The sequence below is a fragment of the Vibrio sp. ABH4_348 genome (assembly GCF_056159765.1).
The window spans coordinates 122,683-146,016 of record NZ_JBSWVW010000002.1 but is presented as its reverse complement, the minus strand read 5'-3'; the positions used below and the strand labels follow the sequence as shown (position 1 = coordinate 146,016).

Sequence of the window (23,334 nt, the reverse complement as noted above, 5' to 3'; positions counted from 1 at the left end):
ATAGAGGTCACGCATTTTGCGTCTATTCTTGATTGCAAAATGCAATGACCTTGCGTTTTGCAATTTCTATGAGCTTGTTACTTGGAATTCTTTTCTACCAAACCAGCGCTTCCAAGGCATAGAGAGCAAAGCAAAAATGATGATTGCGTATAAGGCTGCCCAACCTATAGATAGCAATACACCTAAACAAAGCACTATGGAGAGCACAGCGAGCAGTTTAGCCCAACCCGAGAGAAGCTTGTAAGCTGCAACCATCGCCAGCAAATAAATCACCACGAACACGCCATTGGCGAGAGCGAGGTAGTGTTCCACATCTATAGTGAACAACACACCAGCTAAACACGACACCCAAACGACAATGCATACTATTAAAGTGGCATTTAGTGGCACACCGCGTCTCGTGACATTGGCAACTGCGGATTGAGGTTTGTGCGTCCTTGCTTGCGACCAAATCATACGAGACAGACTTTGGGTATAGAGATTTAGACTGGCAAAACACGCGGCAAAACCAACGAGACTAATTCCCCAAGATAAACCTTCGCCAAACAACTGTGTTGTGAGCCACGGGATAGACTGGTTATCAAAGTAGGGGCTACCGTAGGCAGAAAAATGCAACACTATAGTTGAGCAAGCGTAGTAGGTTAGGCCCGCCAACAAACACCCAACAACTATTGCAATCGGAAAGTCTCTGGATGGGTTTTTGAACTCTTCTCCCATATGGGCAAAGGCTTCGATGCCTACAAAGCACCAGAACATAATGGCGAGTGAGGCTCCAATTGGCACTATGGCGTCAGAACTTAATTGCGGTAAGGGGATGGAAAGGGGCTCAAATCCTGCTTTCCACAACATGGCCACCACTAAAACGATAATGGCAAGCGCAATAAGCGTTTGCAGTCTACCTGAAGACTTTGCTCCCATAGCATTAACGCCGAGCAAAATTGCGATGGTTACGACTTGCGCCCAAATTAACGAGTCGGATAGTGGTGGGAGCAGTTGTTGCAAAAAACCTGCGGTTAAATTTATCGCGGCGGGAACACCAACTGGTAATACACTGAGAAACAGCCAAGCAACACTGCTTTCTAAACGTGAATTAAAAGCTTGTTTTACAAAATACGCAGTACCTCCAGCGTTTGGGTAACGTTTGCCGAGAATGGCAAAGGTGATGGCGATAGGGCAAATCGCCACAAACAATACTAACCAGGCCCATAATGAGAAAGTTTGACCGACACCCGCCGCAATGGCGGGTACCATAAACAAGCCTGTGCCCAACAGGGTGGTTGATAACTGCGCGATGCCAGAGATCAAACCAATTTCTTTTTTTAATTCAGCCATGAACTTTCCTACTTAAAACACTTTTTGCCAAAACAGAACTGGATCGGACTCATTGTTAAATGGTGCAGTTTCACCGACAAAGCCGTACTTGCGGTAAGCACCTTGTGCTTGAGTATTGCTTGCAAGGACCTCTAGCGTGAGTTTGCAAGCGCCTAAGCTCAAAGCAAACGCTTCGACTTGGCTCAATATTGACTGCGCAATTCCATGCCCTCGGTAGCCGTCCAAAACCACGACATCATGCAAGTTAACCACCGATGCTGCTTTAAACGTAGAGAACGTTTCAAATACATTGATGAGGCCTACCGGATTGTCGTCAATAAACGCAATAAAGCTATGAGCAAAAGGTCTAAGAGCCAATTGTTGTATCAATCGAGTGGTGACGTCAGGAGTAAGCTTCTTACCGCCACCAGCGGGAGCCAGTGCATATGCATCCATCAACAACAAAATGGCGCGTTGATGACTGGGATTAGAATAGTCTGCTTTGACGACCTGTACATTTTCGCATAAGGCAAGCTCAGAAGTCGAAGACTCAGAAACGGAAGATTGGGTGAATGTGCTCATAACGTTACTCCATGTTTTAACACTTGCCTGTCCAACAAAACCTTGAACAGTTCTGCAATTTAATGACTACAGATTACGTTCAAACCTGAGAGTAAGTCACTGCGCAATTCGTCACTCTTTGAGTGAAAAAGTGACTATAGTTTTTGAGTGTTTAGTCAAAATGACTACAGCCAGAGGGAATTTATTTGGTTGAGTAAATGCGAGTTAGTTTTCCTGCTGGAAAAACCCTCACTCATAACCGAAGGTTAAGTGAATGGAGTTTAGAATAAACGAATTCAATCCAGATACCGAGAGATCAAAGAATCAAAAATTCCTTTTTCTTCACTCTCAGCCAAGCATTCATCAAATTTGATCAGAAAGGGAATCATGTTAAGAGTTTTGGCAAATGCTAAGTGCTTCGTATCACTCTTAAAGGGTTTCGGTAAGATTGAAAAATCCTGCTCAGATAATCTTGAAGTTGCATTTACAATCCGACGAAGACCATATTGTCCGGGACCTATCAGGGCGACATCAATTCTCCCTTTCTTCACCATATCCAATCCGTCGGCCTGATTCGAAAATTCGTGTAAAGTAAAAACACCACGCGCTACGGCGTTGTCAAACTTGTCACCGTACGAGGTGCCTCTTGAAACCGCGACGGATTTGCCGGTTAAATCTGAAATGCTAGAGTAATCGAATTCGCTACCAGCTTTGACTACAATCATCAAGTCTCCAACAAATAGGGCACGTGAGTAGTCGTATCTCTTTAATCTTTCAGAGCTAACTGAAAAGCCAATAATGCCTCCTTCGCCTTTGTTCGCTTGTCGTACTAAACGCGCCCAGGGGCCGGTATTTACGACATAATTTACCTTCATGGTATCTAAACACCATCGTGTTATGTCCACAATAAAGCCTTTCGCTTCACCATCTTCTTCGTAATATTTTGGTCTTCCATCATGATCCGCTAATATTATGAGGTTATCTGACGCAAGTACCTGAAGAGAAATAACTAGTCCTAATGAAACGATGATGGTTTTGTAATCCATAGTGAAACCTTATCGATTATTGTGAGGCTGGTTGCTAATTGTTTGGGCTATCTTCCTTCTCTAGTATCGCTTCGACTTTTTTCTTGTTGCGGGCTCTGCCCAGTTTGCTTTGGCTTAAACTGACTAACTCGTCTTAAAGCGAGACAGCAAGAAAACCCGAGTGGGTATATGGAAATGCTCCTCAAAAGTCAGATTTCGCAAATCAAATACGTTTGAAGGGAGTTCTTATTTAATTATTATTAATAATGTCATTAGTGCAAGGTTAATGACCAATCGTTATATAAAGGTCATTTCTAGCTCCACATTGTCTATCTAATGCACCTCAGTTTTCTTCTTTCGTACCTCTTAAATTCGCTATTCGAGGTTTTTAGCCGTTGTTTGACACCTGCCAAGCGTGCTTCAACCAACATCGTTTTCGTGTGATTTTTTGGCCAAATCTTTCGGGAAGCATTTGTGGTCAATTTTTACAGCGTTATCAGCTCATCGAGTAAAGTGACTACATTTCAGGGCCTCTACCTTGTATTAGCAACCACAAAAAGCTGCAAAAATTATCTCGAAAGGCTAACACGGCCTAGTTAATCAATTGTCAACTAGGTTAAAATTCCGGTTTGAGCTGGGATGCAGTAAGAAAACAAACAATGGACAAATTTGACCAGCATTTAATTGCGATTCTAAAAAACGATGCGCGTACGCCAATCAGTGAGCTTTCTAGACAAATTAACTTGTCGCGAACCGCCGTGACTGCACGACTTAAGCGTTTGGAACAAAGTGGTGTAATTATGGGTTATCAGGTGTTGTTAAAGCCTGAGAAGCCAAAAGATGTGGCAGTGAGTGTGTATTTTGCACTCAAGTATGACACGTCAAACTCAGAGAGAAAATGCGATTTTTACGCTGAGCGAGTAAAACAGATTCCAGAAATTATTTGGAGTCATTCGATCAGTGGTGAGACCGATATGATGCTGTTCGCTGAAGCACCGTCCATGACACGAGTGGACGAGATTCGAGAAGAGCTGTCTCGAATTCCTGAAATTCGCCAAGTAGTGACGCACACAGTATTGCGAGAGCTATTTAACAACCGAAAAGACAACCAATAAAAACAATTGATTATGTTAGATAAAGTGAATTTGAACTTGCTGCGCTCTCTACACGTCCTTCTGGACGAGTGTCATGTATCGCGAGCGGCGGAACGTTTGCACATTACTCAATCAGCGATGAGCCGTCAGCTAGCACAATTGCGCGAACTGACAGGCGATGCCCTCTTGGTGAGAGATGGCAACGGGTTGATACCAACAGAAAAGGGAAAAGCGCTACAAAGTAAGTTGGCGATCCTGCTAAAAGATTTTGAGAGTTTGTTTGAAGACGCTACCTTCGAGCCATCAAGGCTAAAAACAGAATACGTTTTTTCATCTAGCGACTATGTCGCTCAGTACATACTCCCCTATGCAGTGAAAGATTTTAGTGAACAATCGCCGTTACTCAGTTTGAATTATCGACTTTGGCAACCTTCACATATTGATGGGCTCGGAGACAATGGCATCCATGCAGTAACAACGGTGTTACCTGAGCCTCCTGATAACTTGGATTACATCGCATTGGGCAGTGACAAGTCCGTATGTTTGATGGCAAACACTCATCCGCTCGTTGATAAAGACAATATGACCGTCAGCGATATATGCCGATACCCTCATTTGAAAGTGTCGGGAGGGGGCGATAAAGATAAAAGCGCTGACAAGGCACTGCGCAGAATTGGGGTGATTCGAAGAATTGCTTTGGCGGTACCGTTTTTCTCATCTGCACTTAAAGTACTGTCAGATTCAGACTACTTGATGTTGGTACCTGAACACATTGCCAAGAATCTTGCCGAAGACTACGGGCTGACTTATCGACCGCTTCCAGTAGAAACCCCATCTCACCAATATTGGATGCTCTGGCACCCTAGATATACGAATGATTCTGCACATCAATGGGTTAGAGATATTATTCTTAAGGCAATGCATACCTCCCCCTATTCGATAGGAATGATTTCAAGTAATCACGAATAGTTATTGATATTCTCAAAAATAATGACTAACGTATCCGTAATTTTTCATTGTGGGTACGTAACATGACGTTAACCATTTGGTTGTCCCTCTTTTCGATTTGCCTACTCGGAGCTATGTCTCCAGGACCAAGTTTGGCCATTGTGGTCAAGCATGCTTTGGCCGGTGGAAGACTGAATGGGTTAGTAACGGCTTGGAGTCACGCTCTGGGCATCGGGATTTATGCACTGATCACCATTTTGGGGCTGGCTGTATTGTTCCAACAATACCCTTTGGTCTTTAAATGCATCACTTATGCAGGTGCGGCTTACTTGGCATATCTGGGTGTTAGGGCGATCAGTTCTAAAGGTGGCATCGCCGCCAAATTGGAAGCGGGTGAGCCCGTTCCACTTTGGCAATCGGCCAGAGAAGGCTTCTTGATTTCGATTCTCAGTCCTAAAATCGTTTTATTCTTTTTGGCCTTGTTTAGTCAATTTGTGTCTATGTCTGATTCATTTACCTCAAAGCTATTGATCGTTGGTACACCACTGATTGTTGATGGGTTATGGTATACCTTAGTAACTTTGGTTCTGTTATCACCAAAGTTTATCGAGCATATTAAAGCCAAAGCAGTGTGGATAGACCGAGTTAGTGGGTTAGCGCTTATATTTCTGGCCCTGCGTGTTGTAATTACAGCTTAAACAGCAAACCAAATATAAAAAGAAAGGAAGTATAGAATGATTCGTTTAGCGACAATAGGATCTGGTTGGATTTGCGACCAGTTCATAGAAGCTGCCAAGCTCAGTGGTGAATTTGAACTAAAGGCGGTTTACTCAAGAACTGAGGAAAAAGCTAAAACTTACGCAGCAAAGCATTCAGCGGAACTTTATTTTACTGACGTTGACGTATTAGCGGAAAGTAACGAAATTGATGCAGTATACGTTGCCAGCCCTAATGTTCTGCACGCATCGCAAGCCAAACGATTGTTAGAATCTGGCAAACACGTGATTTGTGAAAAACCCATGGCAACCAGAAAGTCAGACGTTATTGAGCTTTTTGAAGTGGCAGAGCAAAACCGGGTTGTATTATTTGAAGCCTTTGTGAGCCCTTATTTGCCTAATTTTAAACTGCTTAAAGAGCGGATGGCAGAGATAGGCACACTTCATAAAGCTTATATTACCTATTGTCAGTACTCTTCCAAATACCCGGCGTTGCTTGCCGGTGAGCTGCCTAATATCTTCAACCCAGCTATGGGCACTGGTTCGATAATGGACATTGGCTACTACTGCGTGGGTGCCGCGGCTGAGTTGTTTGGTGAGCCTCTATCACTGCAGGCATCAGCCAATTTATTGCCAACGGGTGTCGATGGTAACGGTTCAGTCATCCTTAACTATGAAGGGTTTGATGTTGTGCTCACTCACGCCAAAACTCATGATTCATACCTTGCTAGTGAGTTCCAAGGCGAAGACGGCACCATTCAGGTCCCATTAATTTCCCTTGCGAGTGGTTTGGATTTTTATCCCAAAGGCCAGGAGAAACAAGATTGGTCAGTGGAACAGCATTTGAATCCAATGTATTACGAAGCGCTTGCGTTTGCTGAGCAGGTCAAAAATGGGACGATTGATGCAAATGACAAGACGAGAACCCTGATTATTGCTAGTCTCCTCGATGAAATTCGTCGTCAAACTGGGGTCAAGTTCCCATTTGATGCCGAGTAATAATCCTACTTGTTGTATTGGAGAATCGCATGCAAGCACAAGTCACATGGTCAAATGATTTTGTTTTTCAAGGTGAAACTACGTCTGGCCAAACCGTACAGATGGATGGCGACGGTGGTAAAACTGGTCCTAGCCCAATGGAAATGGTGTTAATGGCTGCTGGTGGATGTTCGTCGGTTGATGTGATAGATGGTTTGAAATCCGCCAATCAAAACGCTTCTGGGTGTGTCGCTAAGCTGACAACTGAGCGCAGGGAACAGGCTCCAAAACTGTTTACCGCGATTAATATTCACTTTGAGATAAGTGGTGAAGATTTGGACTCTAAAATAGTAGAGCAGGTGACGGCAGACTCATTGCAAAAATACTGCTCGGTTTGTTTAATGTTGGGTGAGGGCGTTAAGATGACTCACTCTTGGGCGATCGTCTGATTCCAAAACTAAGCGCTAAGCCGGGGAGAACCTCGGCTTTTTTGTATTTGTGCAAGCTTTCAATCTAATATCGACCAAGGTGGAATAGGAAATTCCTCCACTGAGTGCGATTCTCCCTCTACAGTAAAATAATCAACGAGTTATAAATGGACTTAGCGTTGTTGGCACTAGCCGGTGTGGTAAGTGGCATACTCAATTCAATTGCCGGTGGCGGCAGCTTCATTTCATTTCCAGCATTGATGTGGGCCGGTCTTCCTCCTGTGGTTGCCAACGCAACCAACACTTTCGCAGTGAGCGCTGGCTACGTGAGTGGCGCAATCGGATTTAAGGATACACTCAAACAAAGCTCTGAGAATTCCAAAACCTACATTGCTCTCAGTACTCTCGGCGGCATTATTGGTGCTTTTCTACTGGTTTATGTGCCCGCTGATGTATTTGAATCCTTGATTCCGTGGTTGTTACTGATCGCCACTTTGCTTTTTGCGTTCCCCAAACAGCTTACCCTGTGTTTTGACCGAATATTTGGCAGCAAAAACAATGAGCCTGGGCGTCCCAAATTATTTAGTATCTGGGGTAAGTTGGGTTTGGTTATTGTTAGTGCCTATGGGGGCTACTTCAACGCAGGTTTAGGCGTAATTGTGTTGGGTTATCTGGCAATTATTGGGCATCAGCACATCCACATAATGAATGGAATTAAGCTGTTGGTGTCTTCGGCAGTGGCGCTCATTGCGGTAGTGATATTTGCGACTATGGGGTACATCGACTGGGTTAAAGGTGGAGTCGTACTTATCGGGGCATTGATCGGTGGCTTTATTGCGGCGAAATATTCTCAGAAGCTCTCACTTAACTTAGTTAGAAACTTTGTACTTACATCTAGCGTGTTACTAACGGGATATTTCTTTTACGATGTTTACGCTTAGTGGTTTTGATAGCGGCTATTCTAGTTTGAATCAAAAAGGGAGGCGTTATAGCCTCCATTGCGGACAATTTAGGACCAGGTAATCCGCTAGCTCACCGTTATAAACTAAACCAAGGCTCAACAAGGCTTTGTAATTTTGGTGATAACGGGAGGGAAACCCTCCCATCCAATAAAGAACGTTGGAGCTTGGTTAGAACTTGTAGTTCAGACTCGCCATAAAGTTAACTGGTGGAGCGTACATGTTAAATGTTGTGGGACCCGCAACTCGGTTGTAGTATTTTTCATCTGTTAGGTTGTAAACATTCAGAGCGGAGCTGAGCTTATCGCTGATTTCGTAACGGATGGCAGCGCCATAAACTGTGACCGGGTTTTGGTTGTTATCAACACCGCGACCAACAAATTCAACTTCGCTGGTGTAAGTAGCACCAAAGCCAACGTGTAAGCCATCAACTAGGCTAGCTAAATGATAGTCCGACCACAGGTTGACAGTATCAGAAGGTATCATGCCCAATCTGGCATTTTCAGGCCCGAATACTTCATTGATATCGATATGGCTATATCCGAGCATTGCCATCCAGTTTTCAGTGATTTCACCCATTACCTCTAGTTCGAAACCATTGACCTCGACCTTACCGCCAGCAAGATTATTTCTCATTGCGTCTTGGTAAACTCGGTTTTCGTCGGTCAGTTGAAATACAGATACTCGGCTGTTTAGCATATCGCCGAACAAGCTCGACTTAAGCCCAACTTCGAACTGCTGCCCTTCTCTTGGGTCAAACATTTTGCCGTTAGAGTCAGTTTCTGTCTGAGGCTTGAATACTTCAGAATAGCTCAAGTAAGCGGTATGAGCGTGAGTGAGTTCAAACAATATACCCGCATAAGGGGTAAACGTAGCGTCTTCACTTTTTGAGTAATCAGTACCTGTCGCATTATCGATATCCGTTTTGTGCCAACTTAGACGAGCACCAGTAATAATGGTGAGGGGTTCAAATAGTCTCCAAGATCCTTTTGCATACAATCCAAATTCGCGAGATAGCGAATTGTCTGGTGTGCCTAAATCAGCGTTGGGCTTACTAATCGCACCCGGATTATGAGTGTATAGGTTACCATTTTGAAGAGGGTAATTTATTGGGTTTCCAAATCTATCGGCATCCCAGAGATCGGCACGTTCGCTATCGTAGTTTTTGAAATCAGCACCGGCAACGAACTCACTTACATTCCCAAAGAACTTAAAGGTTTGACTGTAATTCGTGTCCAATGAAAGGCTTTTGAAACCACCTTTTTGACCATAATAGGTCATAGTGATTGCACCATCATTTCCAACACGTGAGTTAGTAATCGCCTGCTCACTGTCGTAGTTATGATCAACGTAGCGGAAAGAGAACTGACCAACACCGCCATTTTCAAATCGGTGTTTAAGTGATGAACCAAAATCTAGGGTGTCCGACTCAAATAGGTCCCAGCTACTGCCAAGGAATGTTGATACATCTACATCAAGCAGCTCGCCATCAGCCCCCACAGGTAGGCCACTGTATGGCGTCAGTTCTTTCGTGTTATAAAGGAGGTAAGTAGAAAGCAGCGTATTTTCGGACAGATCTGCATCCACAACGGCATATAAATTGTTGTTTAAGTTGTCGTTATCTTTTACATGATTGCGGATTTGGCCGTTAGAAGCCACGACACGAGCTCTTACAGTGCCAGAGTCACTGAGAGAGCCAGAGATATCTCCTTCAACATAATGACGGTTCCAAGAACCATACTTTGCCGTAGCTGAACCTTGGAATTCTTCTGTCGGCTTTTTCAATACTATATTCACAATGCCACCAAGTTCACTGGTACTGTTAAACAGCCCAGAAGGACCTCGCATGATTTCGACTCGATCTACTGCGGCAAGTGAAGGTAAGTTTCCTTGAATACTACTCATTGGAGAAGGTAATCCGTTGACATTCAGTTCATCATATTCGTAACCACGTGAAAATATTGATGAACGACCGCTGTCATTTGATTGTGTGACTAAGGCAGGAGTGTTTTTTGCTAAGTCATCAAGTGCGACAAAATTTCTTTCTTCGATGTAATCATTGGTCAATACCGTTACTGACTGTGGGATGTCCCGTAAATCAGCGGGTGTCTTTGTACCAACTGTTGCTGAATCGACTGCATAACCTCCAGTTTCTTCTGATGAAGCCATGTCATACAGTGCATTGCCGTAAACTGTGATTTTTTCATCACTTTCTTGTGCGTTGATGGCGGTCGCAGTAAGCGCTGTACTGAGTGCAACTGCAAGCGTTGAAGGTTTGAGGGGAATACTTAGGTAACTCAAATCTGACTCCTACTACTAAAATGAGAACTATTTGCATTATCAAAAATCGTTGTGCACTATAGCAGCGGTGTTCAGGGACGTTTTCTGCGTTCTAACCAATTTTTTTTGCGAACTGGTCAGTTGAGGTTCTAATTGTTTATTCGAAATGGTAACTATCAAAATGCCGAAAAAACTATCTTTAGGAATTTTGTGGGTAAAGTCGATGACGTGACTCTTCCTTCAGGGGTGATTTACCACAATAAAGATATTGTTCGAACTAAGTCAGTGAGTTATGAAAGCCAACTAAGCCCAACAGTGATCATTGCGGTACCCTTAGAAGGACAATATGGACTGAATTATGGTGGTGGCTTTGATTTGCCAAATCCCAGTTATCGAAACAATTCCCAAATTGAAGCGCACTCCATAGTGCTTGACCAGACTTGTGACATTAAGGGTAGTGCTTTTGAAGGTGTACGGAATCGTAGTACTGTAATTATGCTTGACCATTCTTGGATAGATAAGCAGCTAGATGATGAGAATGGTCAAATTATAGATAGCTTTCTTAACAAGCACTTGAACACTCGATCTTGGCGGTTAGGCAGCTCTTTAGGTAATTTGGTTGAAACAATGAACTCTTATGAAGGCAACGGCCACTCTGATACCTTAATGAAAGAGGGAGTGTCTTTGGCATTATGGGAATCGTTAGTCGAAAACCTAGATAAACCTGAAAGTAAGCGACATCGCTCGGTTACGAATAAATCAGAACGGCTTAAGCTGTTACTTGATTCTGATTTGGCAGACAATATGCCGCTAACTGAAATTGCAGCTGAATTGAACATGAGTGTTTCATCTTTACAGCGAACGGCGAGTAAAGAGTTAGGAATCAGCATCGTGAAATACTTGCGGGTGAAAAACCTATCTAAAGCAAAATTTGCGATTGAAGAACAAGGTGCGTCGGTTTCTGAAGCTGCGTATATAGCGGGTTACGATCATTGTTCAAATTTTATTACCGCATTTAAACGTACTTTTGGTACCTCGCCAGGTCGTTCACTCTCTTCAAGAAACTAACTAATCATCCAAAATAAAACAGCGCCCCTAAGGGCGCTGTTTTTAAAGCTAATATTCAGCTAATTATGCAAATTACTTACTTCAGAAGGCCTGCTTCTTTGTAGTATTTAGCTGCACCTGGGTGAAGAGGAGCAGAAAGACCGTCAGAAATCATTTCTTCTTTCTTCAGGTTAGCGAATGCTGGGTGTAGTTTCTTAAACGTATCGAAGTTTTCGAATACTGACTTCACTACGTGGTAGATAACGTCTTCTGGAACGCTAGTTGAAGATACAAATGTTGCACCAACACCGAACGTAGCAGTATCTGCGTCGTTACCGTTGTACATACCGCCTGGTACTGTTGCTGTACGGTAGAAGCTGTTTGCATCGATGATACCGTCAACTTTTTCGCCAGCTACAGTTACGATTACGCTATCACAAGAAGTCGTTGCTTCTTTGATTGCACCTGATGGGTGACCTACAACGTAAACCATAGCGTCAATCTTGTTATCACAAAGTGCTTTAGACTGCTCAGCAGCTTTTAGCTCAGAAACAAGTTTGAAGTCATCGTTAGTCCAACCGTAAGCTTCCATTAGCACTTCCATTGTACCGCGCTGACCAGAGCCAGGGTTACCAATGTTTACGCGCTTGCCTTTTAGGTCTTCAAAAGTTTTGATTCCTGAGTCTGCACGAGCTACAACTGTGAACGGTTCTGGGTGAACAGAGAATACCGCACGAAGCTCTTTGAATGCACCTTGCTCTGCGAATTTGCTCGTACCATTGTAACCGTGGTACTGCCAATCAGACTGAGCGATACCCATATCTAGCTCACCAGCACGAATCGTGTTGATGTTGTAGATTGAACCACCAGTACTTTCAACTGAACAGCGAATGCCGTGCTCTGAACGGTTTTTGTTCACTAGGCGACAGATAGAACCACCCGTTGGGTAGTAAACACCAGTAACACCACCAGTACCGATAGTAACGAAAGTGTTAGCTTGCGCGCCAAAAGAGGTAAGAGCTAGCAAAGATGCTGTACCAGCAGCAGTGACCATTGATTTTAAATGTTTCATGATCCTTCCTTTGTTTTATTGTGACTATAGTTATTCCTATTGAAAACACGTCGGTTTAAGCTGCAATTGCTCCCTAAACTTAGTCGTTTCCAGCGGGCGTATGTTAAGTGATTGAAAAATTTCAAGCAATGACAGCACCTGAGATCTGTTATCGGACGCAAAGTTACCGTATTTGTCCTTGATATTATTTTCGAATCCTATTCTTACATCGCCACCCAACAATGCCGCCGTTGCTAAGCATTGAAATTCACGTTTCCCAAAAGCGCAAAGCGCCCATCGACAGGGAAGTTTATCCAGCCCGACCTTCAGAAACGGTATGATTTCATTAGGGTTAGACTCAAGATCTGTGTTGTGTCTTCCTAGAACAATCAGCAGGTGATGATTGTAGTTTGGTAGCCACCCCTCACTTACATAGTGATAGTAGGTTTCTAGCTCCTTCGCACTGTAAATAATATATTGTGACAAAATGTTGTGATCTGCGACCCAGTGAAAAAACTCGCTCGCGTTTTCAATCGAATCTTTATTGGGGATGAGTTCTCGCAGCGCAAAAGAAGCGGCTTCCGGTTTTAAGGCTTTGACCAGCGCCATTTGCTGTTCGGGTTGATACATACCGACTGCTTCGGTTGTCATTTGAACCAACAAGGTGTCACCAACGCGCTGCTTAACGGCTTGATAAGCTGCCTGGTTGTCAGATATTTCAAGAGAATGGCGACCACTTGAATCTCTGGCGTGCAAATGAATCATGGCTGCACCAGCTTTCTGGCACTGCTCAGCTTCAATTGCCAGCTGCTCTGGAGTAATAGGAAGTTTAGGATGGTGCTGTTGTGTTAAACGTGCACCATTTGGAGCAACGATAATACCTGGGTCTAAATCAGCATTCGTGTCAGCAAGGTATCCATTTTGTAAGAGCTTATCTAACATTTAGCACCTCATCCGTGACTTGTTGAATGGTCACGGTTAACAATTCGACAATGGTTTGCAATTCAAGTTCAGTCGAAATGTAGTGTGGCGCCAGTAATATGTGGCAGCCCGACTTACCATCAATGGTGCCGGACATTGGGTAAATCATTAAGCCGTTACGCATAGCTTTTTGCTTAAGTTGTTTATCTAGCTGTAATGAAGATGGAAAAGCTTGTTTGGTCAGTTTATCTTGAACTAATTCAATACCAACAAACAAACCGCGACCTCTTATATCACCCACATAGGGATTGTTATCCAAAGCGGTGTGAAGTAATTCATGCAGCACGATTCCTTTCGTTCGACATCGCTCAATCAGCTGATTAGCCTCAATAAAGTCAAGAGTTGCGACGGCGGCAGCACACGCAGCGGGGTGGGCCATAAAGGTATGCCCATGTTGGAAGAAACCGGAGCCAGAGTGTAATGCATCGTACACTTTGTCATTCACCATAACGGCACCAATTGGTTGATAGCCGGCTGCTAAGCCTTTGGCTAGGGTAACCATGTCAGGCACAATATCATCTTGTTCAAAAGCAAAAAAAGTTCCGGTTCGACCTACGCCGCACATAACTTCATCAAGAATGAGCAACACGTCATGTTTATCGCATATTTCTCGGATTCGCTTAAAGTAAATCGCATTTGCAGGTATGCACCCGGCGGTGGCGCCAACGATAGGTTCAGCAACAAAACCGGCAACGTTTTCTGCACCCAGCTCAATTATCTTTTGCTCTAACTCGTTAGCGGCACGTAGCGAATACGCCTCAATGGTTTCATCACTTTGTTTGAAGCGATACGGATAGAATGCCGTGATGTGATGACTTGGCATCAAAATGGGATCAAATGGAACTTTTCGCCATTGGTTTCCACCGACTGCCAACGCGCCAAGGGTATTGCCGTGATAGCTTTGCTTGCGCGCGATAAACAGAGATTTAGAGGTTTGCCCTCGTTCCCAGAAGTACTGTCTTGCCATTTTTAATGCAGACTCAACCGCTTCTGAGCCGCCAGAGACTAGATAAACATGATTGAAGTTCTCTGGTGCAAAGTCACATAGTTTAGATGCCAATGTTTCTGCTGCTGATGTGGTGAAAAAGCCACTGTGTGCGTAGGGAAGAGTAGTGAGTTGCTCTTGTATCGCAGCTTTAACACTTTGATTATTGTGTCCAATATTTGAAACTGCAGCTCCGCCACAGGCATCAATATATTGATTTTTATGTTGGTCGATAATGTAGATGCCATCTCCTGAGACAGCGTGTGTCGGGGTGACATGGCAATGGCGATGCAGAATGTTACTCATCGGATGTACTCTTATAACGGCTGGTTAAACTGACTATAAGATGGCTTCCGAACGAATAAGATTCGAGCAAAAATGCGTCACCATGACGCATTTTTTGGTGTGCTAGTGATTGGTGTTTCTTGCGCTGATAATTGTTATATATATTAGTAGCTTGCTGGCTATTTGTGTAACCAGCTCAATAGATTTGTTTGGGTGTCAATCGAAGGAGGATTTTGCAAATCTTTGGAGCAATCGTAACCAAGCTCTTGAGCCACTTTCACCAATCGCTGCCGCTCGATTTCTCGTTCGTCTATTTCACTCGATTGACGGTTTGGGTTTTGAATCTCCTCTGAAGTTGTTAACGACTGAGGGACAAAGGTAAAAAACTGCATATAAGGTCTCCAATTTCAAAAGAAAGTTGAAGCCAATTTAACGTTTGAAATTCAGGCGCTTTATGCGCCAGTAGTTATTATTTTAAGTTGCTAACGTATATTGATTATAACATCAATTAAGCAACTTGCTGAATATTGCGTGGTAAAAACTCACGCAGGTGAACGATTCTTGTAAAACTCTGCGTGATCGAGGGTATAGTCGCTAATCAGTTCTAGCCTGATATCTGCAGTATGAAGTTGATGCGGTGTTTTACCATAAACATAAGCATCAAAGGTTTCACCCGATTCCAGACAACGTACCTGAATGATGACACGGCGATATCCATCGGCTTCGGTCACGCGTTCAAGATCGTCAAGTACAGCAAGCGCATTGCTATCAACATCAAATACTTGGCCGTGGACCTTGTAACCTTGTCCAGCAGAGATAACCATCCAAGGAGCATGACGTTCTCCGACCAAATAAAGTGGATAACGTTCGCTGGTTTCAAACCCTTTTCTAAAACGCTTTCCGGCGTTTTTGTGAAAGTTAGGAAATCCTTCTTTTAGAGTGCCAAAAACAAATACCTTATCCATGGTCATCCTTTCAGTTATTAGAGTAATTTAGGTATAACTCTGCGTTAAGCCGAATTATAGACCCTATCACCAAGTTATCTTTTATTACAAGTTGTCCTTTAGTAATTGAATCCAAGAGCTGCAACAATTGATGGCTAGTGACGTATAGAAGTTCAATTGATATGGTTACGCCTGTGGCCAAGATTTTGGGAGAAGTGATGTCATACGAAAACTCAGGGGTTAAACGATTAGGTAAAGGTTTTTGGTTTGCCTTTTGGGCCATTGCTATGTTTCTGTTTTATCAGTATTTCGATGACAAGTTAGAACGTCAGTACAATCCCAACCAGACTATTCAAACTCAACAGGGTGCGCAGCCATCGATCGTATTGCGACAAAACCGTCAAGGTCACTACGTCATGACGGGCAAAATCAATGGTCAAGAGGTGATCTTTATGCTGGATACCGGTGCAACCTCTGTCGCGATCCCTGAGCAAGTGGCTGACCGACTTAACCTACCAAAAGGTCAACGCTATTTGGTGAGTACCGCCAACGGTACCACTCACGCTTACGATACTAATCTCGACTCTTTAGCGATGGGACCGATCGAGTTATACAACGTCGATGCGGCAATCACTCCGGGGTTACAAGGGGAGGGTATTTTGTTGGGTATGAGCGCACTACGCCAATTGGATTTTACCCAAACCCGCGATCAACTGGTGTTAACGCTTAGACCTTAAATCAAAATACCTTAAGCAAATAACTCTGACGAAATACCCTTAGGCAAATACCACTTGTGCCCAACGTGCCAGCCCGGCGGTGACTGAGCCGAAGTAGTTACCGCTTGCCAATGGAACATGGGGCACCGCCTGTTGAACCGCTTCACGCAGAACGTTTGACCGCGCCGAACCACCGGTAATATAGATAACATCAGGTGTGGTCTGCGCTTGGTTTATTGCTTCTTTTACTAGATTTACCATTTTGAGTTGCGGTTCCACTATCGCTTCTCTCATCTGTGATTCAGATACTTCGATGGACAAAGATTCGTTTTCGAGAACAATCGCGACTAATGCCTTCTGCTTGGAACTAAGCTGAATTTTCGCGTTTTCAGAGTGACTGACTAAACTGTGCCCCAGAGTACGTTGGTAGACCTCAAGTAGCCTTTCAAGTTTTTCTGGTTCAACTGCTTCTTGTTGTAATCGTTTGAGTTCTTTCAAATTATTCAATTGATAGAAGTCATTTTGCGCTTCAAGATTGTTAATGGCAATGGGATTCCAAAATTGGGTAACCGGCGCAGTTAACCCATTTTTGAGCGCGCTATTTAGTCCAAAAGGTGTCATTAAAGTTTTAAACGCGAGAGAAATATCCAAATCGTTACCACCAACTCTTTGCCCGCTGTGTGCTAGCAAACAGCCTTCACGGTTGAGTTTACCTTGCCATTTTGGTCCCATTTCGATTATTGAGCAGTCGGTAGTACCACCGCCTATATCAACTACGAGTACTTTTTTGTTTTCGCTTAAGGTTGATTCGTAATCCAATCCAGCGGCGACTGGTTCAAACTGAAACTCGACTTGTTTAAAGCCAGCACGGGTAGCCGCTCTCTGTAGAATATTTTGGGCCTGTGAGTTCGACAATTCACCGCCCCGACCATGAAAATTGATTGGTCTGCCTATCATGGCTTGAGTAATGTCTTGATTTAGTCGACTTTCTGCTTGAGACTTAATGCGGTACATCATTGAGCACACCAAATCTTCAAAAAACTGTAACTGTGTATCGTGTAGGCCGGTGGCCCCTAAAAAAGACTTTGGCGATTTGACGTAATACACCTCTCGCGGGTCATCGAGGTACAACTCCAGTGCTGCGCGACCAAAGACAAGGTCATCTCTATGTAAATCGACACCCTCATCTTGGTTTCTGGCAATTGCTCGACGTAAACACTGTTCACCTAATGAATCGAGGGGCTTTATTTGGCTGTGTCGAAACAAATGTTCAGCGATAGACTCGCGAGTAGGGGCCGCTACGGTTGACGGCAAATAAACATTGCTGCCTTCAAGCTCGATAAGCTCTGGTTGACCATTTAACATTGCGGCAACTGAGCAGTTTGCCGTGCCGTAATCAAAACCTATGAACATATTCAACCTCACCACCTGCGAAAAAAAGGTCGGAGATACTATCTAACTCTATGAACAAAAGCCATAAATTTTATTGAATGGCAAAAATCAAAGAAGGCAACCGGTTAGGTTGCCTTCGTTATTAACTTGATTGGAGTCGTTAACCTCTTCCTCTACCGCCGCCATTACCGCCGCCATTACCGCCGCCATTACCGCCGCCATTACCGCCGCCGTTACCGCCGCCGTTACCGCCGCCGTTACCGCCGCCGTTACCGCCACCGTTACCACCGCCGTTACCACTATTAGTGTTACCACCGCGACGATCAGACGCAGGAGCAGCAGGCTCGTCTTCATCGTCCCGGCCGAGTTGTAGCTCACCGGTACCATTACCTGGATTTGAGTACTTTGGATGAGCAGCCAACTCTTCCTCTGTCACCACACCATCGCGATCTCTATCAAATGATGCAAAAGCGCTTAAGTTGTTTGTTTGCCCAGACTCCTGTTCGCTGTTTTCCTCTCCATTTTCGCCTTCATCACTTTTAGCCGCTGATCTAAACGCGTCAAATTCATCAGGTGTAACCTCACCATCACCATTTGTATCCAACTCACCAAAGTCGGGCGGTGTTTTACTTCCCGGATTTACTTCTTCAATAACGTCATCTTCTCCAGTATCGTCGTCCACCTCTTGGCTAATAGCCGAAAGTGGCGCTACTGAAACCGTGAAACAAAACAATAAACAGAGTGATTTGTGCATGACTGTTTCCTCAAACGTTAAATTTGCTCTTGGATTAAGTGTAGCTTGTTATTGATAAAAAACTCACTCCAATAAAATGGCTAACGAATCAGCGTGAAAAAATTTAGATGAACTCAGTAAAAATTTGAGTTTTAGCCGTTGATTAAACCAAAATTCTAATCTTCTTCTACACTTGAGAAAGGTAATGGGCTAGGTATGGAATAAAATGGAAATAATAAGCAGATTGAGCGTATCCAAACGGCTGATGTTAATTCTGGGTGTTGTTATTGCTGTGATGACTTTCATAGCCGCTGATGTGGTGGTCATCCTAGAGCAAAACAAACAAGATGGGACCGTCATCAACGTTGCGGGTCGACAACGAATGTTGACCAAAAAGTTTGCCAGTGAAGTCATGCTGTCCGTTTATGAAGGGCACAAATCTCAGCATGCAGCTCTGAACTATGACAACACCATTAAACTGTATGAGATGTCGTTGGCGGCATTGAAAAACGGTGGTGGTTCGTTCAGTGATTTGCCGATGAAAAATGCCATCACGCTCGCTGATACCGAAGACCAAAAGTTCAAATCAATGTTGTTGGAAGTGGAATCGCTTTGGAACAAGCAAAAGGCTTTGGCATTTGCCATGCTGGACTTCAAAGAAAAACCACCAGAGCAGCAAGTCGATGAATTTATGTTGGCCAATCATCAAACCTTAGTTGCGATGCATAAAGCGGTGTTGTATTACGCGGGCGTCTCAGTGGAAAACATTACATCGCTAGAGAAGACAGTGGCATCGACATCGTTAGTCGGTATCATCGTTATCCTGATTTTCTCCATGTTCATTAAGCGCAGCATAGTCCAGCCTCTTGAATTCTTGGTCAAAACCAGCCAAAAAACTGGCGAAGGCGATTTGGAAGACGACCACGAAATCGACAAACTGGTCAACGACAGTGAAATTGGCGTGCTGGCTAGAAATATTCAGATGATGCGCCACTCTTTGAGTTCAGTGGTCAAAGGTTTAAAGACCAGTGCCGACACTATCGGTCAGTTGTCCGCGCAAGTGGGTGACCTCTCTAAAGAAGTGAACTCTACTCACGACGAAGAGCAGCAAAAATACCAAGCCATTATGCAAATTTCTGACAACTTGGTACATTCATTTGAGCGTGTAGCTTCTGTGGTAGAGCAGACCGTAAACTCGGCTCAGGAAAATCAAACCAATGCCGATAATGGTTTAACGACAGTCGACCAAAATCTGAAAGCGGTAGATAACGCGGCAAGTGAATCTCAAAAGGTTTCTGAAAACATTGAACAACTCAGCTCGGTCGCGCAGCAGGTTTACAACATTATAGATGTGATTCAAGGTATTGCTGAGCAAACCAATTTGCTTGCACTCAATGCTGCGATAGAAGCCGCGCGTGCTGGTGAACAAGGTCGCGGTTTTGCGGTGGTTGCCGATGAAGTAAGGACACTCGCGAGCCGAACCAATGAATCAACGGAAGAAATCAGTGGTCTATTGTCTAGCTTGACTGAACGGGTGGAAAGTGCAGTGAAATCGGCCGAATTACTGCAAAAAGAAGTTGAGGTAAGCCGAGAAAGAAGTAAAGAGACCGCCTCAAATATCGAGATGATTTCGGCGTCAGTCGGGACAACTGTTACCCAGCAAAACGAAGTGTCATCGTTAATCAATGAGCAAGTTACAGCAATTCAAGAACTCAGAGACGCTCAAGAGTTTCTATCACAAATGCTAGCCAATTCGAGTCAGAAAATTATGGACAGCTCGAAGATATCGAAAGACATGAGCCAAATGGCAGGTGGTATTAAATCCACATTAGATAAGTTTAGCCATGCCAATTAAGTCGTAAGTAGACTACAGAAAGAACCGGCCGCCTGCCGGTTCATTTTTGTCTAACATCCCGTTGGAATTAACTCCCATCACGTCGGTGAACTGATGCGGGTTTAATCGAATGTCAAAGTCATTCCGACACCCACTTCTTGGACGTTTTGAACCTGGGAAAGCTTAATTTTATACTCAAGGCTAGTACAGTGACTTGGGTGTATCTTATGAAACGTCTGGTTTTTAAAGTACTCTAGCGTTCCTTTTGCCTGATTTTCGGTGGGTTCCAAAAGGTGAAAGCCGCCAATCACATCCACTAACCTTTGGTCTTGGCAAACTGACTTAGCGTATTCGATAATATTGCAGATTCCAGCATGAGAGCATCCTGTTATGATGACCAAGCCTTCTTGTGCCTTGTATGCTAGGGCACTGTCATCTAGTACGGTGTCTGAGATCATCTTACCGTGACACTCACAGTGTCCTATTTCTTCGCGTCCTTCGAAGTCATTGTTTCTTGGTATCTCACCAAGGAATACAAGGTTTTCTGTTAACCATTGTGGTTCATTCGTGAGTCGCAATTCAAAACTTCGACCCGCTTGCTCTTTTGTGACAGGTGAACCTATGTCTTCACCATAGTAGTCCTTGTGGGCGAAGGCAGAAGTATGGGCGACCATCACAGGATCTTTATGTGGCAAACCGAATGTTTTTGCTTCTGCTAGTTTCTTGGTTAGATGCGGTATTCCCCCTGTGTGGTCATTGTGACCATGTGACAATACTAGGCAATCCAAATCCAATAGTGTTTCACCCAGTTTTTGAGCATTTTCGATGAAGACATCTGAGTATCCGGTGTCAAACAGGATTTTTTTGTCACCGTCGAGAATTAGGTATGACACCCCCGGTTCCGCCAAAAAATATCGGTCAATAATGGTGTTGTTATCTACTAGTACTTTTAATTCCATATACCACTTAAAAATGAAGTTTATTTATCTTTGAGAAAAGCGATTAGTGTTCACTAGAACAGTGACTTAGAGCATATGCTCCTAAATCTACCAAATCACGGCTTAGAATGCTTCATTTTTAGGGCTGCTTATTTGAAACGTGTACCGAGTCGATTGGAGCTTAAGGCTTTGCTTGATAACGCGCTAAGAACATTTGGCAAGTCTCTGAAACTAACTTGCTCTTCTTTTCTTCCGTTAAGCCGGGTTTTAGGTGCATCATTTGCGGATACATGACATTGCCTTTAATTACCGCGTGCAGCTGCTCTTTAGCAAAGTCCACGTCGATATTTACCAGCTTATTGTCAGCGACGGCAGCGTCAATCCAGCGAAAAAGCGCAGTTTGATGATTGGCAAATTTGGCCAGTTCTTCTTGCATTAGACTGGGTTCTTTGAACAAGTAGTCACAGGCGACACGAGCCAAATCGATGTATTGTTGAGAGGACAAAAAGTCGATTTCCTGTTTTAACAAGCTTTGTAATTGTGACTCTAGTGACGTTTGATTGCAGTAATCATAGTGGTTATCGACGAGCGCTCGGCGCCACAATTCACCTAGCAGGAAAATCACTAGATGTTCTTTAGATTCAAAGTGATTGTATATGGTACGTTTAGAGACACCCGCGTGCTTGGCCAGTTTATCCATACTGGTGCCCTGAACACCATTAAGAGCGAAAGCTTCAATCGCGGCTTCAATTATCGCGATGCGTTTTTTTTGTGTAAGGGTGAGTTTGTTTTCCACTGTGCAATATAAGTTGTCGTATCAAGCCTAGTCGTATTGTGCCAAAAACCTCAAGATGTGTCTTATTTTGAGCGTGAATTATCGGGTTTTATGCAGATTGAAGTTCGGTTACGCCCAAAATGGCAACCTGATTTCTCCCTTGGTATTTGGCTTGGTATAACGCTTGGTCCGCCAAGGATATTAAGTGCTTAATGTCATTTCCCGCTTGATTCGATAATCCAATGCTCACTGTGTAGTGAATTTGCTGATGTAGACTTTCCGTTGTTGAGTCTAGATCTAACGGTACAGGTTGTTTTTCGACGATCGCTCGAAATTGTTCGAGCTTATCGGCGAGCAAGGCTGTGTTGTGTTCTGGGCTGAGAATGATAAATTCTTCTCCGCCATAGCGACTGACTATTTCACCATTAGTAAAAGTCTGGTTTAGCAAGGTAGCAAAATGTACTAATACTTGGTCACCGTTCAAATGCCCGTATGTGTCATTGAGTCGCTTAAAATGATCTAAATCCAGTATCGCGACATTAAAAGACAGCTCACGGCCTCTAACTCGTTTTTCAGCTTCAGTAAAAAAGTAACGCCGGTTGAATAGATTGGTAAGTGGATCGCGAACCGAACGATCGTACTGGCATTCAACTTGGTACAAAAAGAACAAAGATAACACTGACGCGAGCGACAAAAACAGCACTAAGCTTTGCAGCGTGATAATTGAACTGGTGTGGTAAAACGGCTTGAGTTCAATGAAATACGACAAGTAGGGGATGTAATTCGCTAAACAATACACCAGAGTGTTGATTAGAAGTAGCCGTTCGCCAGCTAGATTAAATCGAGTGACTTTTATGCTTTCAATGAGGAGCAAAACGATAATCGGAGTGACAGAAAGTGGATACAAAATGGCACGTAAATTATAGTCCTCTGGTGTATAAATGTAGTTGTAGGCTTGAACTAGAGTGACCGAAACGAGTGTTACAGCGCAATACACAATCCATACTTTGGATGTTTTTAACCGATACCAAGATCTAATGGCAAAGTGATAGCACATCAGGGCAAAGACGTAAAAAGTGGTGTTAACGACAACAGCGATGCCTTCATGAATCCAATGTCGACTTACTGACATTGCGAAGCCAAGTCCGATAAAAAGGAAAAACGCGCTAAACCACGCACCAGATAGCGTTTGTCGATGGGTTCTTTCTCTACCTCGAATCAGAATAAAAACTGTGCAAGCAATTAAACTACACACTATATTATTCATAATGATAGAGAGCTTAATAAAGCTCAGCTCGTGCATGAAGATTGACTAGTCACTTTTGTCGTTTTGTTAACGGAATTATAGTCCGA

At 43.7% G+C, this 23,334-nt stretch carries 23 protein-coding genes; 9 read left to right on the top strand and 14 right to left on the bottom strand.

Annotated features, from left to right (window positions below):
- Positions 1 to 66: 66 nt before the first annotated feature.
- The 3 genes from yjeH to ACXAFJ_RS14225 form a co-directional block, all read right to left on the bottom strand.
- The gene (gene yjeH, locus ACXAFJ_RS14235; protein ID WP_475324328.1) at positions 67 to 1,332 is read right to left on the bottom strand and encodes an L-methionine/branched-chain amino acid transporter; all 1,266 of its coding nucleotides are present in this window, start codon (positions 1,330 to 1,332) and stop codon (positions 67 to 69) included.
- A 12-nt stretch (positions 1,333 to 1,344) separates the two neighbouring features.
- Entirely contained in the window at positions 1,345 to 1,893 is a 549-nt protein-coding gene (locus tag ACXAFJ_RS14230) for a GNAT family N-acetyltransferase (protein ID WP_475324327.1), read from the bottom strand.
- 275 nt (positions 1,894 to 2,168) lie between these two features.
- Complete coding sequence (locus tag ACXAFJ_RS14225) at positions 2,169 to 2,918, bottom strand: substrate-binding periplasmic protein (protein ID WP_475324325.1); 750 nt, start codon at positions 2,916 to 2,918, stop codon at positions 2,169 to 2,171.
- Between the two features lie 638 nt (positions 2,919 to 3,556).
- Here ACXAFJ_RS14225 and ACXAFJ_RS14220 point away from each other — a divergent pair.
- The 6 genes from ACXAFJ_RS14220 (at position 3,557) to ACXAFJ_RS14195 (ending at position 8,002) form a co-directional block, all read left to right on the top strand.
- On the top strand, positions 3,557 to 4,012 hold the full coding sequence (locus ACXAFJ_RS14220) for an Lrp/AsnC family transcriptional regulator (protein WP_475324324.1): 456 nt from the start codon (positions 3,557 to 3,559) through the stop codon (positions 4,010 to 4,012).
- 12 nt (positions 4,013 to 4,024) lie between these two features.
- Complete coding sequence (locus ACXAFJ_RS14215; RefSeq protein ID WP_475324323.1) at positions 4,025 to 4,960, top strand: LysR family transcriptional regulator; 936 nt, start codon at positions 4,025 to 4,027, stop codon at positions 4,958 to 4,960.
- 62 nt (positions 4,961 to 5,022) lie between these two features.
- Complete coding sequence (locus ACXAFJ_RS14210; protein ID WP_475324321.1) at positions 5,023 to 5,637, top strand: LysE family translocator; 615 nt, start codon at positions 5,023 to 5,025, stop codon at positions 5,635 to 5,637.
- Between the two features lie 36 nt (positions 5,638 to 5,673).
- Positions 5,674 to 6,654 (top strand): Gfo/Idh/MocA family protein, encoded by a 981-nt coding sequence (locus tag ACXAFJ_RS14205; RefSeq protein ID WP_475324320.1) that lies wholly within the window; start codon positions 5,674 to 5,676, stop codon positions 6,652 to 6,654.
- 29 nt (positions 6,655 to 6,683) lie between these two features.
- On the top strand, positions 6,684 to 7,082 hold the full coding sequence (locus tag ACXAFJ_RS14200; protein ID WP_475324319.1) for an OsmC family protein: 399 nt from the start codon (positions 6,684 to 6,686) through the stop codon (positions 7,080 to 7,082).
- A gap of 146 nt (positions 7,083 to 7,228) precedes the next feature.
- Entirely contained in the window at positions 7,229 to 8,002 is a 774-nt protein-coding gene (locus ACXAFJ_RS14195; RefSeq protein ID WP_475324317.1) for a sulfite exporter TauE/SafE family protein, read from the top strand.
- Between the two features lie 189 nt (positions 8,003 to 8,191).
- Here the strand turns inward: ACXAFJ_RS14195 and ACXAFJ_RS14190 are convergent, their stop codons facing one another.
- Positions 8,192 to 10,321, bottom strand: coding sequence for a TonB-dependent siderophore receptor (locus ACXAFJ_RS14190; protein ID WP_475324316.1), 2,130 nt, complete (start codon positions 10,319 to 10,321; stop codon positions 8,192 to 8,194).
- 189 nt (positions 10,322 to 10,510) lie between these two features.
- On the opposite strand from ACXAFJ_RS14190, the gene ACXAFJ_RS14185 reads away from it, so the two are divergent.
- Positions 10,511 to 11,368: an AraC family transcriptional regulator gene (locus tag ACXAFJ_RS14185; RefSeq protein ID WP_475324314.1), complete on the top strand. Its 858-nt coding sequence runs from the start codon at positions 10,511 to 10,513 to the stop codon at positions 11,366 to 11,368.
- Between the two features lie 76 nt (positions 11,369 to 11,444).
- On the opposite strand, the gene ACXAFJ_RS14180 is transcribed toward ACXAFJ_RS14185, so the two are convergent.
- From ACXAFJ_RS14180 to ACXAFJ_RS14160, 5 genes are all read right to left on the bottom strand, one after another.
- On the bottom strand, positions 11,445 to 12,419 hold the full coding sequence (locus ACXAFJ_RS14180; RefSeq protein WP_475324313.1) for a TAXI family TRAP transporter solute-binding subunit: 975 nt from the start codon (positions 12,417 to 12,419) through the stop codon (positions 11,445 to 11,447).
- Positions 12,420 to 12,455: 36 nt separating this feature from the next.
- On the bottom strand, positions 12,456 to 13,340 hold the full coding sequence (locus tag ACXAFJ_RS14175) for a beta-keto acid cleavage family enzyme (RefSeq protein WP_475324312.1): 885 nt from the start codon (positions 13,338 to 13,340) through the stop codon (positions 12,456 to 12,458).
- Positions 13,330 to 14,670 (bottom strand): aspartate aminotransferase family protein, encoded by a 1,341-nt coding sequence (locus ACXAFJ_RS14170; protein ID WP_475324310.1) that lies wholly within the window; start codon positions 14,668 to 14,670, stop codon positions 13,330 to 13,332. Before ACXAFJ_RS14170 ends, ACXAFJ_RS14175 begins: the two co-directional genes overlap by 11 nt.
- A 158-nt stretch (positions 14,671 to 14,828) precedes the next feature.
- Positions 14,829 to 15,041: a hypothetical protein gene (locus ACXAFJ_RS14165; protein WP_475324309.1), complete on the bottom strand. Its 213-nt coding sequence runs from the start codon at positions 15,039 to 15,041 to the stop codon at positions 14,829 to 14,831.
- A 150-nt stretch (positions 15,042 to 15,191) separates the two neighbouring features.
- Complete coding sequence (locus tag ACXAFJ_RS14160; RefSeq protein ID WP_475324307.1) at positions 15,192 to 15,614, bottom strand: gamma-glutamylcyclotransferase family protein; 423 nt, start codon at positions 15,612 to 15,614, stop codon at positions 15,192 to 15,194.
- 197 nt (positions 15,615 to 15,811) lie between these two features.
- Between ACXAFJ_RS14160 and ACXAFJ_RS14155 the strand changes: the two genes are divergently transcribed.
- Positions 15,812 to 16,330 carry a retropepsin-like aspartic protease family protein gene (locus ACXAFJ_RS14155; protein WP_475324306.1) on the top strand — a complete coding sequence of 173 codons (519 nt, stop codon included), beginning with the start codon at positions 15,812 to 15,814 and terminating at the stop codon, positions 16,328 to 16,330.
- A 39-nt stretch (positions 16,331 to 16,369) separates the two neighbouring features.
- On the opposite strand, the gene yegD is transcribed toward ACXAFJ_RS14155, so the two are convergent.
- Entirely contained in the window at positions 16,370 to 17,722 is a 1,353-nt protein-coding gene (yegD, locus tag ACXAFJ_RS14150; protein WP_475324305.1) for a molecular chaperone, read from the bottom strand.
- A 139-nt stretch (positions 17,723 to 17,861) separates the two neighbouring features.
- The gene (locus ACXAFJ_RS14145; protein WP_475324304.1) at positions 17,862 to 18,455 is read right to left on the bottom strand and encodes an EF-hand domain-containing protein; all 594 of its coding nucleotides are present in this window, start codon (positions 18,453 to 18,455) and stop codon (positions 17,862 to 17,864) included.
- A 205-nt stretch (positions 18,456 to 18,660) separates the two neighbouring features.
- Here ACXAFJ_RS14145 and ACXAFJ_RS14140 point away from each other — a divergent pair, with 205 nt between their 5' ends.
- Entirely contained in the window at positions 18,661 to 20,289 is a 1,629-nt protein-coding gene (locus tag ACXAFJ_RS14140) for a methyl-accepting chemotaxis protein (protein WP_475324302.1), read from the top strand.
- A gap of 101 nt (positions 20,290 to 20,390) precedes the next feature.
- Here the strand turns inward: ACXAFJ_RS14140 and ACXAFJ_RS14135 are convergent, their stop codons facing one another.
- From ACXAFJ_RS14135 to ACXAFJ_RS14125, 3 genes are all read right to left on the bottom strand, one after another.
- Entirely contained in the window at positions 20,391 to 21,227 is an 837-nt protein-coding gene (locus ACXAFJ_RS14135) for an MBL fold metallo-hydrolase (protein WP_475324301.1), read from the bottom strand.
- A gap of 160 nt (positions 21,228 to 21,387) precedes the next feature.
- Positions 21,388 to 22,002: a TetR/AcrR family transcriptional regulator gene (locus ACXAFJ_RS14130; RefSeq protein WP_475324299.1), complete on the bottom strand. Its 615-nt coding sequence runs from the start codon at positions 22,000 to 22,002 to the stop codon at positions 21,388 to 21,390.
- Between the two features lie 88 nt (positions 22,003 to 22,090).
- Positions 22,091 to 23,236: a GGDEF domain-containing protein gene (locus ACXAFJ_RS14125; RefSeq protein ID WP_475324298.1), complete on the bottom strand. Its 1,146-nt coding sequence runs from the start codon at positions 23,234 to 23,236 to the stop codon at positions 22,091 to 22,093.
- Positions 23,237 to 23,334: the final 98 nt, after the last annotated feature.